This window comes from Streptomyces sp. NPDC057249 (genome assembly GCF_042669245.1).
Classification (GTDB): Bacteria; Actinomycetota; Actinomycetes; order Streptomycetales; family Streptomycetaceae; genus Streptomyces.
The window spans coordinates 47,919-63,160 of sequence record NZ_JBHUXS010000001.1 but is presented as its reverse complement, the minus strand read 5'-3'; the positions used below and the strand labels follow the sequence as shown (position 1 = coordinate 63,160).

The 15,242-nt window shown below is 71.6% G+C and carries 15 protein-coding genes; 8 read left to right on the top strand and 7 right to left on the bottom strand.

The genetic code is table 11. The annotated features are described in order from the left end of the window. Window positions 1-43: 43 nt before the first annotated feature. The 5 genes from ACFUJY_RS00295 to folE all read left to right on the top strand — a co-directional run bounded on the left by ACFUJY_RS00295 (window position 44) and on the right by folE (window position 6,057). Window positions 44-1,177 carry a zinc-dependent metalloprotease gene (locus ACFUJY_RS00295; protein WP_383292269.1) on the top strand — a complete coding sequence of 378 codons (1,134 nt, stop codon included), beginning with the start codon at window positions 44-46 and terminating at the stop codon, window positions 1,175-1,177. 191 nt (window positions 1,178-1,368) lie between these two features. Next, complete coding sequence (gene tilS / locus ACFUJY_RS00290; protein ID WP_383292266.1) at window positions 1,369-2,442, top strand: tRNA lysidine(34) synthetase TilS; 1,074 nt, start codon at window positions 1,369-1,371, stop codon at window positions 2,440-2,442. A 101-nt stretch (window positions 2,443-2,543) separates the two neighbouring features. Continuing rightward, window positions 2,544-3,083: a hypoxanthine phosphoribosyltransferase gene (hpt, locus tag ACFUJY_RS00285; RefSeq protein WP_037777945.1), complete on the top strand. Its 540-nt coding sequence runs from the start codon at window positions 2,544-2,546 to the stop codon at window positions 3,081-3,083. Window positions 3,084-3,276: 193 nt separating this feature from the next. Continuing rightward, window positions 3,277-5,301 carry an ATP-dependent zinc metalloprotease FtsH gene (ftsH, locus tag ACFUJY_RS00280; protein ID WP_164403118.1) on the top strand — a complete coding sequence of 675 codons (2,025 nt, stop codon included), beginning with the start codon at window positions 3,277-3,279 and terminating at the stop codon, window positions 5,299-5,301. A gap of 150 nt (window positions 5,302-5,451) precedes the next feature. Then, window positions 5,452-6,057, top strand: coding sequence for a GTP cyclohydrolase I FolE (gene folE / locus ACFUJY_RS00275; RefSeq protein WP_383292263.1), 606 nt, complete (start codon window positions 5,452-5,454; stop codon window positions 6,055-6,057). A gap of 41 nt (window positions 6,058-6,098) precedes the next feature. Here folE and ACFUJY_RS00270 read toward each other — a convergent pair whose 3' ends face one another. The 6 genes from ACFUJY_RS00270 to ACFUJY_RS00245 all read right to left on the bottom strand — a co-directional run bounded on the left by ACFUJY_RS00270 (window position 6,099) and on the right by ACFUJY_RS00245 (window position 11,229). Further along, a complete protein-coding gene (locus tag ACFUJY_RS00270) occupies window positions 6,099-6,584 on the bottom strand; it encodes a DUF3180 domain-containing protein (RefSeq protein WP_383292260.1) in 486 nt (161 codons plus the stop codon). Window positions 6,585-6,660: 76 nt separating this feature from the next. After that, on the bottom strand, window positions 6,661-7,272 hold the full coding sequence (folK, locus tag ACFUJY_RS00265; RefSeq protein WP_383292257.1) for a 2-amino-4-hydroxy-6-hydroxymethyldihydropteridine diphosphokinase: 612 nt from the start codon (window positions 7,270-7,272) through the stop codon (window positions 6,661-6,663). Continuing rightward, window positions 7,269-7,628: a dihydroneopterin aldolase gene (gene folB / locus ACFUJY_RS00260; RefSeq protein ID WP_073966343.1), complete on the bottom strand. Its 360-nt coding sequence runs from the start codon at window positions 7,626-7,628 to the stop codon at window positions 7,269-7,271. Before folB ends, folK begins: the two co-directional genes overlap by 4 nt. A 211-nt stretch (window positions 7,629-7,839) precedes the next feature. After that, window positions 7,840-8,343, bottom strand: a complete 504-nt coding sequence (locus ACFUJY_RS00255) for a nuclear transport factor 2 family protein (protein ID WP_383292253.1) — start codon at window positions 8,341-8,343, stop codon at window positions 7,840-7,842. Next, a complete protein-coding gene (gene folP / locus ACFUJY_RS00250) occupies window positions 8,340-9,137 on the bottom strand; it encodes a dihydropteroate synthase (RefSeq protein ID WP_383293824.1) in 798 nt (265 codons plus the stop codon). The genes ACFUJY_RS00255 and folP overlap by 4 nt, the downstream gene beginning before the upstream one ends. A 262-nt stretch (window positions 9,138-9,399) precedes the next feature. Next, entirely contained in the window at window positions 9,400-11,229 is a 1,830-nt protein-coding gene (locus ACFUJY_RS00245; RefSeq protein ID WP_383292250.1) for a phosphatidylglycerol lysyltransferase domain-containing protein, read from the bottom strand. A 140-nt stretch (window positions 11,230-11,369) separates the two neighbouring features. Between ACFUJY_RS00245 and ACFUJY_RS00240 the strand changes: the two genes are divergently transcribed. Further along, window positions 11,370-12,491, top strand: a complete 1,122-nt coding sequence (locus ACFUJY_RS00240) for an alpha/beta hydrolase (protein WP_383292248.1) — start codon at window positions 11,370-11,372, stop codon at window positions 12,489-12,491. 9 nt (window positions 12,492-12,500) lie between these two features. On the opposite strand, the gene ACFUJY_RS00235 is transcribed toward ACFUJY_RS00240, so the two are convergent. Continuing rightward, complete coding sequence (locus ACFUJY_RS00235; RefSeq protein WP_383292245.1) at window positions 12,501-13,688, bottom strand: betaine/proline/choline family ABC transporter ATP-binding protein; 1,188 nt, start codon at window positions 13,686-13,688, stop codon at window positions 12,501-12,503. 131 nt (window positions 13,689-13,819) lie between these two features. Between ACFUJY_RS00235 and ACFUJY_RS00230 the strand changes: the two genes are divergently transcribed. Together ACFUJY_RS00230 and ACFUJY_RS00225 are read left to right on the top strand one after the other, a co-directional pair. Continuing rightward, a complete protein-coding gene (locus tag ACFUJY_RS00230) occupies window positions 13,820-14,524 on the top strand; it encodes an ABC transporter permease (protein WP_383292243.1) in 705 nt (234 codons plus the stop codon). Between the two features lies 1 nt (window position 14,525). Then, window positions 14,526-15,200: an ABC transporter permease gene (locus ACFUJY_RS00225; RefSeq protein WP_383292240.1), complete on the top strand. Its 675-nt coding sequence runs from the start codon at window positions 14,526-14,528 to the stop codon at window positions 15,198-15,200. Window positions 15,201-15,242: the final 42 nt, after the last annotated feature.

The following is a 15,242-nucleotide window of genomic DNA, read 5'->3' as shown; positions in this document are numbered from 1 at the left end:
CAACACCTCACCGCACCAAGGGCAGAGCACGTACGGTTGACGCATGACGAGCATCGGTGGTGCAGGGATGGTCGACTGGAACCTCGCGGTCGCGACCGCGACCCGGCTTGTGCGGCCGGGTCCCGAGATCAGCCGCGAGGAGGCCCGCGAGGTCGTCGCGGAGCTGCGCAGGCACGCCAAGGCGGCGGAGGAGCACGTCCGCGCCTTCACCCGGATGATCCCCGAGGGAACGGTGCCGGAGGACACCCCCGTCCTCGTCGTGGACCGCGCCGGCTGGATCAAGGCCAACGTGGCCGGCTTCCGCGAACTGCTGCGCCCCCTCCTGGAGAAGATGGAGGAACGGCGCACCGGCGGAGCGGGCGGCGCCGTGCTCGGCGCGGTCGGCTCCAAGGTCACCGGCGTCGAGGTCGGGATGCTGCTGTCCTTCCTCGCCTCCCGCGTCCTCGGCCAGTACGAGACCTTCGCCCCCGCCACCCGCGAGCTCCCCGCCTCCGCCGACGGCGGCGGCCGCCTCCTGCTCGTCGCGCCGAACATCGTCCACGTCGAACGCGAGCTGGACGCCGACCCGCACGACTTCCGGCTCTGGGTCGCCCTCCACGAGGAGACCCACCGCACCCAGTTCACCGCGGTGCCCTGGCTCCGCGACCACCTCCAGGGCGAGATCCAGTCCTTCCTGGACGAGACCGACGTCGACCCGATGACCTTCCTGGAGCGGCTGCGCGAGGCCGCCCAGTCCCTCGCCGGCGGCCGGCCCGACGGCGAGTCCGGCGAGGACGGCGGTCGCAGCCTGGTCGAGCTCGTCCAGACCCCCGCCCAGCGCGAGATCCTCGGCCGCCTCACCGCCGTGATGTCCCTCCTCGAAGGCCACGCCGACTACGTGATGGACGGCGTCGGCCCCGAGGTGGTGTCCTCCGTCGCCGAGATCCGCGAGAAGTTCCAGCAGCGCCGCGCCCGCGGCGCGAGCCGCCTCGACCAGGCCCTGCGCAAGCTGCTCGGTCTCGACGCCAAACTCCGCCAGTACCGGGACGGCGAACGCTTCGTGCGCGCCGTCGTGGAGGAGGTCGGCATGGACGGCTTCAACCGGGTGTGGACCTCGCCCAACACCCTCCCCACCAAGGCGGAGATCGCCCGCCCCGCGGACTGGATCGCGAGGGTGCACCGTAAGGCAGAGTCGTGATCAAGGACCCCGGAACGAAGGCAACGCGCCGGTAATCACCCATCCGAGGGACCGTAGGGGCATGGGAAGGCGTGCAATGCTCGATGAACGGCATTGCTCTGTCACCATCGACGCACTCTGAGTGACGGCACTCCTTCCCGTCCCGGCACTCCGAGAGACACCCCTCAAGAACCTCACGAAGGGCACCGGACATGGGTCCCCATCCTGCGGTCGCGGCGATACGCCTGGCGGTCCGCCGCGTACTCCACGACGTCATCGCCGAACACGCCGAACAGACCGAACGCGCCGGGCACGCCCCGCACCCCGCGCTCGCCCCGGCCGGCCGCCTCGGCACGCTCCCCGACCGCCCCGACGCCCCGCTGGTGCTCGTGGCCTGCTCCGGCGGCGCCGACTCCATGGCGCTCGCCTCCGCCCTCGCCTTCGAGGCCCGCAAACTCCCCGTCCGGGCCGGCGGCATCACCGTCGACCACGGCCTCCAGGACGGCTCCGACACCCGCGCCGCCGAGGTCGCCGCCCGGCTCGCCGCCATGGACCTCGGCCCCGCCGAGGCCGTCGCCGTCCGCGTCGGCCGCGAGGGCGGTCCCGAGGCCGCCGCCCGCGACGCCCGCTACGCCGCGCTGGACGCCGCCGCCGAACGCCACGGCGCCGCCGCCGTCCTCCTCGGCCACACCCGCGACGACCAGGCCGAGACCGTCCTGCTGGGCCTCGCCCGCGGCTCCGGCATCCGCTCCCTGTCCGGCATGGCCGCCACCACCGGCCCGGCCGGCCGCTACCGCCGGCCCTTCCTCCAGCTCGACCGCCAGACCGCCCGCACCGCCTGCCTCGCCCAGTCCCTGCCCGTCTGGGACGACCCCCACAACATCGACCCCGCCTACACCCGCTCCCGGCTGCGCCACGAGGGCCTGCCGGCCCTGGAGAAGGCCCTCGGCAAGGGCGTGGTCGAAGCCCTGGCCCGTACGGCCCAGCTCTCCCGCGACGACGCCGACGCCCTCGACACCTGGGCCGCCGCCGCCGAGCGTGACGTACGCGACGACGCCGGCCGGCTGGAGTGCGCCAAGCTGTACGCGCTGCCCCCCGCCGTACGCCGCCGGGTGCTGCGCCGGGCCGCCATAGAGGCGGGGTCCCCGGCCGGTTCGCTCTTCGCCCGGCACATCGAGGAAGTGGACCGCCTGGTCACCGGCTGGCGCGGCCAGCAGGCCATCAACCTCCCCGGCCGCGTCGAAGCCCTGCGGCAGGGTGGCAGACTGGTCATCCGGCAGAGCTGACGCACGAGCGGCTGACGAGCAGGGCGAGCGGCCGCGCAGGCCCGGGACTCCACCCCCGGACCCGGCAGGCACAGAAAGAGACGCGGGTGAACGAGAAGGACATGGGCACCGACCTCCAGTCGGTGCTCCTCACCAAGGAAGAGATCGACGCGAAGCTCGTGGAGCTGGCCGCGAAGATCGACGCGGAGTACGCCGGCAAGGACCTGCTCCTCGTCGGGGTCCTCAAGGGCGCCGTCATGGTCATGGCGGACCTGGCGCGCGCGCTGTCCACCCCCGTCACCATGGACTGGATGGCCGTCTCCTCGTACGGCGCGGGCACCCAGTCCTCCGGTGTGGTCCGGATTCTCAAGGACCTGGACACCGACATCAAGGGCAAGCACGTCCTGATCGTCGAGGACATCATCGACTCCGGCCTGACGCTGTCCTGGCTGATGTCGAACCTGGGCTCGCGCGAGCCCGCCTCGCTGGAGATCTGCACCCTGCTGCGCAAGCCCGACGCGGCCAAGGTCGCGCTCGACTGCAAGTGGGTCGGCTTCGACATTCCCAACGAGTTCGTCGTCGGTTACGGGCTGGACTACGCGGAGAAGTACCGCAACCTCCCCTTCGTCGGGACCCTCGCCCCGCACGTATACGGAGGCTGAGGGCCCGCGGACCCGCCGCCGGGCCCGCCGGGAACCCTTGGGGGCCGCCCGCCGTTGAGCCTTCGAGGCGGGATTGCCGGACGTCCGAGGCGGACGCCGGTGACCATGCTGGGGTACCGTCCGAAGAACAGTCTTTACTCACAGCAGCATTTACCTACGGGCAGGAGGGACGGGGCGTCTTCGCCTCGTATGGATGGACGTGAAGCGATACTTCCGTGGGCCGGTCATGTGGATCGTGCTGGCCGTCCTCGCCGTGGTCGTGTTGATGAATGTCGTCGGCTCGGGCGGCGGCTACAAGACGGTGGACACCGGACAGGTGATCCAGGCGATCAGCAAGAACCAGGTGGACCAGGCCAAGCTCACCACCGGTGACGATCACATCATCAAGATCGAACTGAAGGACGGCCAGAAGCTGGCCGACGAGTCCGGCAGCAAGTTCCAGGCGAGCTACATCGGCAACCAGGGCGTCCAGCTCGCCGACATGCTCCAGAAGAAGTACGAGAGCGGCGACATCAAGGACGGGTACACCGTCTCGCCCTCGAAGCAGTCCCCGTTCGTCTCGATCCTCTTCTCGCTGCTGCCGTTCGTCCTCATCGTGGTCGTCTTCCTGTTCCTGATGAATCAGATGCAGGGCGGCGGCTCCAAGGTCATGCAGTTCGGCAAGTCCAAGGCCAAGCTGATCACCAAGGACACCCCGAAGACGACGTTCGCCGACGTGGCGGGCTCGGACGAGGCGGTCGAGGAGCTCCACGAGATCAAGGAGTTCCTCCAGGAGCCGGCCAAGTTCCAGGCCGTCGGCGCCAAGATCCCCAAGGGCGTCCTGCTCTACGGGCCTCCCGGTACGGGCAAGACCCTGCTCGCGCGCGCCGTCGCCGGCGAGGCGGGCGTCCCGTTCTACTCGATCTCCGGCTCCGACTTCGTGGAGATGTTCGTCGGTGTCGGCGCCTCCCGGGTGCGCGACCTCTTCGAGCAGGCCAAGGCCAACGCCCCGGCGATCGTCTTCGTCGACGAGATCGACGCCGTCGGCCGCCACCGCGGCGCCGGCATGGGCGGCGGTCACGACGAGCGCGAGCAGACGCTCAACCAGCTGCTCGTGGAGATGGACGGCTTCGACGTGAAGGGCGGCGTCATCCTGATCGCCGCCACGAACCGCCCGGACATCCTCGACCCGGCGCTGCTGCGCCCGGGCCGCTTCGACCGGCAGATCGCGGTCGACCGGCCGGACATGCAGGGCCGCCTGGAGATCCTGAAGGTCCACCAGAAGGGCAAGCCGGTCGCCCCGGACGTCGACCTCGGCGCCGTCGCCCGCCGCACGCCCGGCTTCACCGGTGCCGACCTGTCGAACGTGCTGAACGAGGCCGCGCTCCTGACGGCGCGCAGCAACCAGAAGCTCATCGACAACGCCATGCTGGACGAGGCCATCGACCGTGTCGTGGCGGGCCCGCAGAAGCGGACCCGGATCATGTCCGAGAAGGAGAAGAAGATCACCGCGTACCACGAGGGCGGACACGCCCTGGTCGCGGCGGCCTCCCCCCAGTCGGACCCGGTCCACAAGATCACGATCCTCTCCCGCGGCCGCGCCCTCGGTTACACGATGGTGCTCCCGGAGGAGGACAAGTACTCCACGACGCGCAACGAGATGCTCGACCAGCTCGCGTACATGCTGGGCGGGCGCGCGGCCGAGGAGCTGGTCTTCCACGACCCGACCACCGGCGCCGCGAACGACATCGAGAAGGCCACGGCGACGGCCCGCGCGATGGTCACGCAGTACGGCATGACCGAGCGGCTCGGCGCGATCAAGTTCGGCGGCGACAACACCGAACCGTTCGTGGGCCGCGAGATGGGCCATCAGCGCGACTACTCGGAAGAGGTCGCCGCGCTGGTGGACGAAGAGGTCAAGAAGCTCATCGAGACCGCCCACAACGACGCGTGGGAGATCCTCGTCGAGAACCGTGACGTGCTGGACACCCTGGTCCTCCGCCTCCTGGAGAAGGAGACGCTGGGCAAGGAGGAGATCGCCGAGATCTTCGCCCCGATCGTCAAGCGCCCGGCCCGCCCCGCGTGGACCGGCTCCGCCCGGCGCACCCCGTCCACCCGTCCGCCGGTCCTCTCCCCGAAGGAGCTCGCCCTCACCAACGGCGCGAGCACGGCCGCCGGCTCGGTCACGGACACCGTCCCGAGCACGGAGGCCCTCCCCGAGGACCGTCCCGAGAGCTAGTCACCGACCCGGTGTGTCCCCCGTCACGGGGGTCCCGCCGGGCCCGGAATGGATGCCGCGCCCCCCAGGTTCTAGCCTGTTGGGGGCGCGGCATTTTCCGTACACCTGCGCGGATGCCCCCGCAGTGACAGCTCAAGGAACGAGGCACACATGACCGACCCGGTGACGCTGGACCCCCAGGGGCCGATCGGCGCATTCGACGAGAAGCGTGCCGAGGCCGCCATCCGGGAGCTGCTGCTGGCCGTGGGCGAGGACCCCGACCGCGAGGGCCTGAAGGAGACGCCGGGGCGGGTGGCGCGGGCGTACAAGGAGATATTCGCCGGCCTGTACCAGCGGCCCGAGGACGTCCTGACGACCACGTTCGACCTGGGCCACGACGAGATGGTGCTGGTCAAGGACATCGAAGTGTTCAGTACGTGTGAACACCACCTGGTCCCGTTCCGCGGCGTGGCGCACGTCGGGTACATCCCGGCAACCACCGGCAAGATCACCGGCCTGTCGAAGCTGGCCCGTCTGGTGGACGTCTACGCCCGCCGGCCGCAGGTGCAGGAGCGGCTGACCACGCAGATCGCCGAGTCCCTGATGGAGATCCTGGAGCCGCGCGGCGTCATCGTCGTCATCGAGTGCGAGCACATGTGCATGTCGATGCGCGGCATCCGCAAGCCCGGGGCGAAGACGCTGACCTCCGCGGTCCGCGGGCAGCTGCGCGACCCCGCGACGCGTGCCGAGGCCATGAGCCTCATCATGGCGCGCTGACCCCCCCGGCCCGTCCGCGAGCCGGACCCGGTGGCGGCCTCCTACGCCGCCGCCGCGTCCGGCTTGTTGTCGTCCTTGTCGTCCGGGAGCTTGCAGACGTGTTCCAGGAAGAGGGCGGCGGCGATGACCGCGATGCCGGCCAGGACCGCGAAGCCGGCGTAGATCGCCTGGTCGCGGCGGGGCGGGTTGTCGAGGGAGCCGAGCAGGAAGACGGCCGTGCCGGCGTACATGCCGGAGACCAGGGCGACGACCAGGGCGCTCGCCTGGGCGAAGACCAGGGCGCGGGCGGCCATCAGGGGCTCGACGCCCTTGGCGCCGGGGCGGCGTTCGCGCTGGGCGCGCAGACGGGCGCGGATGGACAGCGCCGTGGCCAGCAGGACGACGGCGATCAGCGCGAGGACGACGGGCGCGAAGAGCGGGACGCTCGGCAGCGTGCCCAGGGAGTCCCAGAGGCGGGCGGCGCCCCAGGACAGGACTCCGGCGGCGGCGAAGAGGCCGGCCAGGACCCCGAGCCGTAGTTGCTTCACCGGGTGAGCCGCCCTTCGCCGCCTGTGTCCGTCGTGATCGTCGTGATCGTCGTGCTGTGTCCTGTGAGCCTAACGACTACTCGGGCAGCCGGAGTTCCAGGTCGGCCCGGGGAAGCACGCCGTCGCGCCCCACACCGGTCAGCAGATCGGCGACCGGGCCCGCGCCGGGCAGCTGGGCCTCGGGGTCCACGTCGTGCCAGGGGGCCAGGACGAAGGCGCGCTCGCGGGCCCGGGGGTGGGGGAGGGTGAGCACGGGGTCGTCGGAGACGACGTCCGCGTACGAGACGATGTCGACGTCGATGGTGCGCGGCCCCCAGCGCTCCTCGCGGACCCGTTCGAAGGCTTCCTCGATGGCCTGGCCGCGCTCCAGGAGCGAGGACGGGGGCAGCGTCGTCTTCACGACGATCACCGCGTTGAAGTACGAGGGCTGGGAGCCCGGGGCGACGCCCCAGGGCTCCGTCTCGTACACCGGGGAGACCGCCTTGACCCGGAGGCCGGGCGTGTCCTCCAGGGCGTCGATGGCGCCCTGGAGCGTCTCCAGGCGGTTGCCCAGGTTGGCCCCGAGGGAGAGCACGGCGAGTTTGGGGTTGGAGAGGGTGATGTCCGCCGCGTCCACCTGCTCGACCACGGAGGCGGGCACCGGCTGTACGGTCGGGTCGCTCTGCCCTTCGGTGGAAAATGCAGTCATGCTCGGCTCCGGGTGATGGTGATGGTGACGTCGTCGAACGGGACGGTGATGGGCGCGTCCGGCTTGTGCACCACGACCTCCACCTCCTCGACGCCGTCGTGCTTGAGGCACTGCTGGGCGATGCGCTCGGCGAGCGTCTCGATCAGGTCGACCGGCTCGCCCTGGACCACCGCGACGACCTCCTCCGCGACCACGCCGTAGTGCACGGTCTTCGTCAGGTCGTCGGTGGCTGCCGCGGGGCGGGTGTCGAGGCCGAGCACCAGGTCCACGATGAACGTCTGTCCCTCTTCCCGTTCCCGGGGAAAGACGCCATGGTGCCCGCGGGCCTTGAGGCCGCGCAGCGCGACACGATCCACGCGAATCACTCCTGCTGTCGTTGGTCGTAGGGGCACGGGGCCGCGTGCGGGCGGCCGGGTGCCCGATTTCGAATCTACCTGCGAGCACCGACAGGTCTCCCCCGTGGGGGCCGGGCCTGCGGGCACGGAACAGATAGCCGCTGATACCCCGATGTGGCCGGGTCCAATCACTCCGGGCGGGCCTTCGTGCCCGAAAAAGGGCCGGGGCGGCTCAGAGTGCGGGGTCTTCGTCCTCTTCCTCACCGGTTTCGGCCAGTACGGGCGAACCGTGGTGCGACCAGAGTTTCCAGCCGTCCGGCGTGTGCCGGAACACATTCGTGGCGACGACGAGCTGTCCGACGAGCGGGCCGAGCGAGGCCCCGTCCTCGGCCGGGCCGCCGCTGAGGATGTTTTCGGTGCAGGTCACCAGCGCGGTGTCGCCGGTCATGGAGACACCGACGTCGGTCAGGAAGAACTGGATGTACTCCGTGTTCGCCATGATCAGCGCGTAGCTGCGCAGCACCTCGCGCCGCCCGCTGAGCACCGGCCAGCCCGGGTGGACGCAGGAGACCGTCAGCTCCTCGTCCGGCAGCCAGGCGGCGGTCAGCGCGTCCAGGTCGCCGCGCTCCACGGCCTCGTAGTACGCGGTGTTGGCCTGCTCGACGGCCGCCACGTCGGCGGCGGCGTCCGCGTGCTCGTCGCCCCGCCCGGTCACGTCGTCGCCCGGCCCGGTCACGCGGCTCCCTCGACGGCGCGGGCGACCCGGACGGCGTCGGCGGTGGCCCGCACCTCGTGGACGCGGACCGCCCAGGCCCCGGCCCGCGCGGAGAGGGCGGAGACGGCGGCGGTGGCGGCGTCGCGCTCGCGGGCGGGCGGCGGGGCGGCGCCCTCGCGGGCCAGGACGTGGCCCAGGAACCGCTTGCGGGACGCGGCGACCAGCAGCGGGCGGCCGAGGGCGCGCAGCGCGTCGAGCCCGGCCAACAGTGCCAGGTCGTGCGGGGCGTCCTTGGCGAAGCCGAGCCCGGGGTCGATCACGAGGCGCTCCGGGGCGATGCCGCCGGCCACCACCGCGTCCATCCGGGCGCGCAGCTCGTCGGTGACCTCGCCGACCACGTCCCCGTACACCGCCCGGCTGTTCATCGACTCGCTGAAGCCGCGCCAGTGCATGACGACGAACGGCGCGCCGGCGGCGGCGACCACGGGCACCATGTCCGGGTCGGCCTGGCCGCCGCTGACGTCGTTGACCAGGACCGCGCCGGCGGCGATCGCCTGTTCGGCGACGCGGGCGCGCATGGTGTCGACGGAGACCGTGACTCCTTCCGACGCCAGGCCCCGGACGACCGGGATCACCCGGCGCAGCTCCTCGGACTCGTCCACCCGGCTGGCCCCGGGGCGGGTGGACTCGCCGCCGACGTCCACGAGGTCGGCGCCCTCGGCGACGAGGTCGAGGCCGTGCTTGACGGCGGTCGTGGTGTCGAACCAGCGGCCCCCGTCGGAGAAGGAGTCGGGGGTCACGTTGACGACCCCCATGACCGCGCAGCGGTCCCACTCCGGCAGACCCTGGACCGTCCCGCGCAACGTACTCATACGACCAGCGTAGGGCCTGTCTTCAAACTGCCGTCGTTGCCCGCAGGGCGGTCGAGCGGCGTCAGGTGCGTGCTCTCGGCGTGCCGGCCCCAGGCCCCTGTACTGGACGTACCGGGGTCTGGGGCCGGTGCGGCGAGAGTGCGTGCATGGCGTCGCGCGGCAGACGGCAGTTTGGAGACAGGCCCTATGCCCGTACGGGACGGCGCTACGCCGTGCGGGCGTCCTGCTCGCCCGCCGGGGTCCGGACGTGGGCGCAGGGGCGGCGGGGGGCGGAGCGCAGGGGGCGGGGGAGCGCGAGGTGGACGAAGCCCTCGGCCTGCATCGCGGCGAAGGAGATGCGGGGCAGGTCGCGGGCGGTGCGGTAGACCACGAAACGGGGCTCCCAGCGCGGCCGGAACTTGGCGTTGAACTTGTACAGCGACTCGATCTGGAACCAGCGCGAGAGGAAGATCAGCAGCCCCCGCCAGACCCGCAGGACGGGCCCCGCGCCCAGCTTCTCGCCCCGGGCCAGGGCGGAGCGGAACATCGCGAAGTTCAGCGAGACGCGGCTGACGCCGAGCCGGGGCGCGGCCTGGAGCGATGCGACGATCAGGAGTTCGTTCATGCCGGGGTCGGCGGAGCGGTCGCGGCGCATCAGGTCGAGGGACATGCCGTCGGTGCCCCAGGGCACGAAGTGGAGCACGGCCTTCAGGTCGCCGTACGGCGAGTCGGCGCCGGCCTCGTCCGCCTTGTGGGCGGTGGCGACGAAGCAGTCCCGGTCGGCGGTGTCACCGATCCGGCCGAGCGCCATGGAGAAGCCGCGTTCGGTGTCGGTGCCGCGCCAGTCGGCGGCGGCCCGGCGGATGCGGGCGAGTTCGGCCTCGCCGATGTCGGCCACGCGCCGGACGCGGGTCTCGTAGCCGCCGCGCTCAATGCGCTTCACCATCTGGCGTACGTTGCGCATCGCGCGCCCGGCGAGGGAGAAATCCGCGACGTCGACCACCGCCTCGTCGCCCAGTTCCAGGGCGGTGAGTCCGGTCTCGCGGGTCCAGACCTCGCCGCCGGTCTCGCTGCACCCCATGACGGCGGGGGCCCAGGAGTGCGCCCGGGCCTCGTCCATGAAGCGTTCGATGGCGCCGGGCCACGCCTCCACGTCACCGATCGGGTCGCCGCTGGCGAGCATCACGCCGGAGACCACGCGGTAGCAGACGGCGGCCTTGCCGCTGGGCGAGAAGACCACGGCCTTGTCGCGGCGGAGCGCGAAGTGGCCGAGCGAGTCGCGTCCGCCGTGCCGTTCCAGCAGGGCGCGCAGCCGGGCCTCGTCGTCCTCGGTGAGCCGGGCGGCCGGGTGTTCGGGGCGGAAGGCCAGGTAGATGGTGGTGACGGCGGTCAGCAGGCCGAGGGCGCCGAGCGAGCAGCCGACGGTCCAGGAGGTGTCCCCGGAGTAGTCGACGGGCCCCTCGAAGCCGACCAGGCCGTACAGCACGTGCTGGAGGCGGTCGACGATGCTGGGGCTGCCGACCAGGCGGCGGGGGTGGGCGCTGACGATGACCAGGCCGAGGCCGAGCGAACCGGCGCCGAGCAGGACGAAGTTGGCCAGGGCCCGCCAGCGGCTGCGCGGGTCGGGCAGGGCGGCGAACTCCCTCCGGTGGCGTACGAGCAGGTAGCACAGGGCCAGCGAGACCAGGGCGCCGAGGATCGAGTGCCGGTAGCCGAACTGGGCCAGCGCGCCCGCCGGGAGCAGCACGACGGCGGCCCGCCAGGCGCGGCGCTTGTGCCGTTTCAGGCCGTGGGCCAGGAGGAGCAGCAGGACGCCGGCGCTGAGCGAGAGCGCGGCGGCGAACGGGCCGAGGGCTCCGGGGAGCACCTCGGCGAGGGTGTGCATGCGGCTGTGCCGGAAGCGCGGGAAGACTCCGGCGGCGACGTCGATCAGCCCGACGGCGGTGCACGCGGTGCCGACGAGCGCGGGCACGGACTCCGGCCGGGGCCCGCGCGGGAACGCGCGGGCGCGAACCGGAACCGATCCTGATTTATCCCCATCTAGCGTGACAGACATCGCTTCCCGTGGTTCCGCGAGAGTGTTCCTGGAGTCCGGCGGCCGGAGCCCTGCGGACGATGTGCGACCTCTAGGACGATCCTTCCGGGCGGCGGGTTCACCCGCTGCCCGGAAATTTCCTGACAGAAAGTTCACCCGTCATGGGCCTTACCGGCAAGCCGGTGCTGATCCTCGCGATCGCGCTGGCCGTCGTGCTGTTCACCGTCACCGTCTGGTGCTGGCCGAGGCTCGCCCGGCGCGGTGCGCCCGCCGTGCTCGGCCGGGTGGGCATGCTGCTCGCGACCCAGGTCGCGGTGTTCGCCACGGTCGGCCTGCTGGCCAACAACAGCTTCCTGTTCTACGGCTCCTGGTCCGATCTGTTCGGCCGCCAGCAGGAGCTGGGCGTGGTCACCGACCACACCTCCGGGACGCCGTCCGCGAAGAACATCGTCCGGGTGGGCTCGCAGCGGCCGGACGTGCCGGGCGGGGCGCTGCCGAAGGTGGGCGGCCGGATCGACAAGGTCGTGATCGCGGGGCAGCGCTCGGGCATCGAGAGTGCGGCGTACGTGTATCTGCCGCCGGAGTACTTCCAGCCGGCGTTCGCGCGGCGGAAGTTCCCGGCGGTGGTGGTGCTCACCGGCTACCCGGGCACCGCGGAGAACCTGATCAAGGGGCTGCGCTATCCGCGTACGACCCTCGAACGGGTGAAGGCCGGGCGGGCGCAGCCGATGATCCTGGTGATGCTGCGTCCGACGGTGGCGCCGCCCCGGGACACCGAGTGCGTGGACATCAAGGGCGGTCCGAAGACGGAGACGTTCTTCGCGGACGACGTGCCCCGGGCGGTGTCGGCCGGGTACCGGGTCGGAAAGCGGGCCCGGAACTGGGGCATCATCGGCAACTCGACGGGCGGCTACTGTGCGTTGAAGATCGGGCTGCACCACCCGGGCCGGTACGCCGCGAGCGCGGGGCTCTCCGCCTATTACAAGGCGGCCGAGGACCCGACGACGGGCGACCTCTTCCACGGCGACGCGGCGGCGCGCCGCCGCGCCGACCTGCTGTGGGCGCTGGACAACGGGCCGCAGCCGGACTCCTCGTTCCTGGTGACGAGCTCCCGCCACGGGGAGGCGAACTACGCCGACACCCGGAGGTTCGTGGCCAAGGTGAGGCAGCCGGCCCAGGTGTCCTCGATCGTGCTGGACAGCGGCGGGCACAACTTCAACACGTGGCGCCGGGAGATCCCGGCCGCGCTGGAGTGGCTGAGCAGCCGGCTGAGCGAGAGCTGACGGGCGGGTTCAGCCCTTCGCGGCCTCCGTGACGCCGGTGACGCTCTCGACCTCGATCTCCGCGCGCGGCACCGCGCGGCCGTCCGCGCCGACCGAGCGGCGCAGCGCCTCGTGCAGGCGGGCCGGGGTGAGCACGCCCAGGAAGCGGCCCTCGCCCGCCTCGTCGATGACGGCGATCCAGCCGGCGTCGTGCTGGAGCATGGTGGCGAACGCCTGCTTGAGCGGGGCGCCGAGGGGAAGCCAGGCATCCATTCGGCGGGCGTGGTCGCGGACGGTGCCCTTGGCGCCGGTACCCGCGTCGTCGGCGGCGATCCAGCCGTGCAGGTGCTCGTCGCGGTCCAGGACGACGGCCCAGCGGGCGCCCTCCGCGCGGAGCCGGTCGGTCGCGGCGGACAGCGGGTCGTCCAGGTGGACGACGGGCGGGTGGTCGAGGTCGCTCTCCTCGACGGGGGTGACCGAGAGCCGCTTGAGACCCCGGTCGGCGCCGACGAAGTCCGCGACATAGCCGGTGGCGGGGGCGCCGAGCACGGTGGCGGGGGTGTCGAACTGCTCGATGGAGCCCTGCCCGTAGACGGCGATGCGGTCGCCGAGGCGGACCGCTTCCTCGATGTCGTGGGTGACGAACAGGACGGTTTTGCGGACCTGTTCCTGAAGTCTCAGGAATTCGTTCTGGAGGTGCTCGCGGACCACGGGGTCGACCGCGCCGAATGGCTCGTCCATCAGCAGGACGGGCGGGTCGGCGGCCAGCGCCCGGGCCACACCGACGCGTTGGCGCTGGCCGCCGGAGAGCTGTTCGGGATAGCGGTCGCCATAAACGGAAGGATCGAGTCCGACGAGGTCGAGGAGTTCGGCGGCGCGGACGCGCGCCTTTTGGCGTTTCCAGCCGAGCAGATGGGGAACGGTGGCGGTGTTCTCCAGGACAGTCTTGTGCGGGAAGAGGCCCACTTGCTGGATCACATAGCCGATGCGGCGACGCAGCCGGACGGGGTCGATGGCGGATATGTCGTCCCCGTCGAGGAATATCCGGCCCTCGGTCGGTTCGATCAGCCGGTTCACCATCTTCATGGTGGTCGTCTTGCCGCAGCCCGACGGTCCGACGAGCGTGACCAGTTCACCCTCGGCGACCTCGAAGGAAAGGCCGTCGACGGCGGTGGTGCCGTCCGCATACCGCTTGGTGACGTGCTCGAAACGGATCATGGTTCCCCATTGTCGCGGGTGTTCTGTGAAGGACATGTTGCTGGAACACAACGGCTCCAGCGATTGTCAGTGGTCGAGGATAGGCTCGCCGGACATCAGTACGAGAAGGCGAACGGGAGGTGGGGGGACGGATGGCCGGACAGAACTGCCTGGTGACGAACGACTGGATCTGCGGGGAGTATCTCCGTTCCCGCAGCCAGGAGTTGACGGACGCCACCGTCCAGCACATCTGGATCACCGCCGTCTCGGTCGCGATCGGTGTGGCCGTCGCCTTCCCGCTGGCGCTCCTCGCACGCAGGGGCCGCCGGTTCGCCGGACCGGTCCTCGGGCTGACGACCGTGCTCTACACCGTGCCGTCGCTCGCGATGTTCTCGCTCCTGCTGCCCCTGTTCGGGCTCTCCGCCGCCCTGGTGGTCACCGGGCTCGTGCTGTATTCGCTGACCATCCTCGTACGCAACATCCTGGCGGGCCTGGAAGCGGTGCCCGCGGAGGCGAAGGAGGCCGCGCACGGCATGGGGTACGGGCCGCTCCGCCTGCTGTGGGAGGTGGAGCTGCCGCTCGCGCTGCCCGCGCTGATGGCGGGCATACGGATCGCCACGGTGTCCACGATCGCGCTGACCACGGTCGGTTCGATCGTCGGCCGGGGCGGCCTGGGCAATCTCATCGAGGACGCGCTGCCGAGCTTCTTCAAGGCCCAGGTGCTGGCCGCCTCGGTGCTCTGCGTGCTGCTCGCGGTCGTCGCGGACCTGCTGCTGCTCGGTCTCCAGCGGCTGCTGACGCCCTGGACGCGCATACGTGCCGCTGCACCCGGCCCGGTGAAGGCGGAGGCGGTCTGACATGGGAGTTCTCGGGGACGCCTGGACCTGGCTCACCACCGGTGCCAACTGGTCGGGGGAGAGCGGGGCCGCCCACCGGCTGAGCGAGCACCTGTACGTCAGCGGTGTGGCGCTCGCCGTGGCCTGCGCCGTCGCCCTGCCCCTCGCGCTGTACCTGGGCCACATCAGGAAGGGCGGCGCCCTCGCGGTCAACCTGGCCAACGTGGGGCGCGCGGTGCCCGTCTTCGCGGTGCTGGCCCTCTTCATGGTCTCGCCCCTGCGCAACGCGGGGTACCTACCGACGATCATCGCCCTGGTGCTGTTCGCCGTGCCGCCGCTGCTCACCAACGCCTACGTGGGGATGACCGAGGTGGACCGCTCGGTGGCGGAGGCGGCCCGGGGGATGGGCATGTCGGGCGGCCAGCTCTTCCTGCGCGTCGAGCTCCCCCTCGCGTACCCGCTGATCATGACCGGGCTGCGGTCGGCCGCCGTCCAGGTCGTGGCGACGGCGACCATCGCGGCCATGGTCGGTCAGGGCGGCCTCGGCCGCATCATCACCGCCGGGTTCAACACGTACGACACCGCGCAGGTGGTGGCGGGGGCGCTGCTGGTCGCCGTGCTCGCCCTGCTCGTGGAGGCGGTCCTGGTGGCCGTCGACCGCCTGCTGTCCCCGCTGCGCCGCCGCCGGCCGGCCTGAGGGCCCGGCCCATCCGACGCGTCACACATGTCGCACATCCAC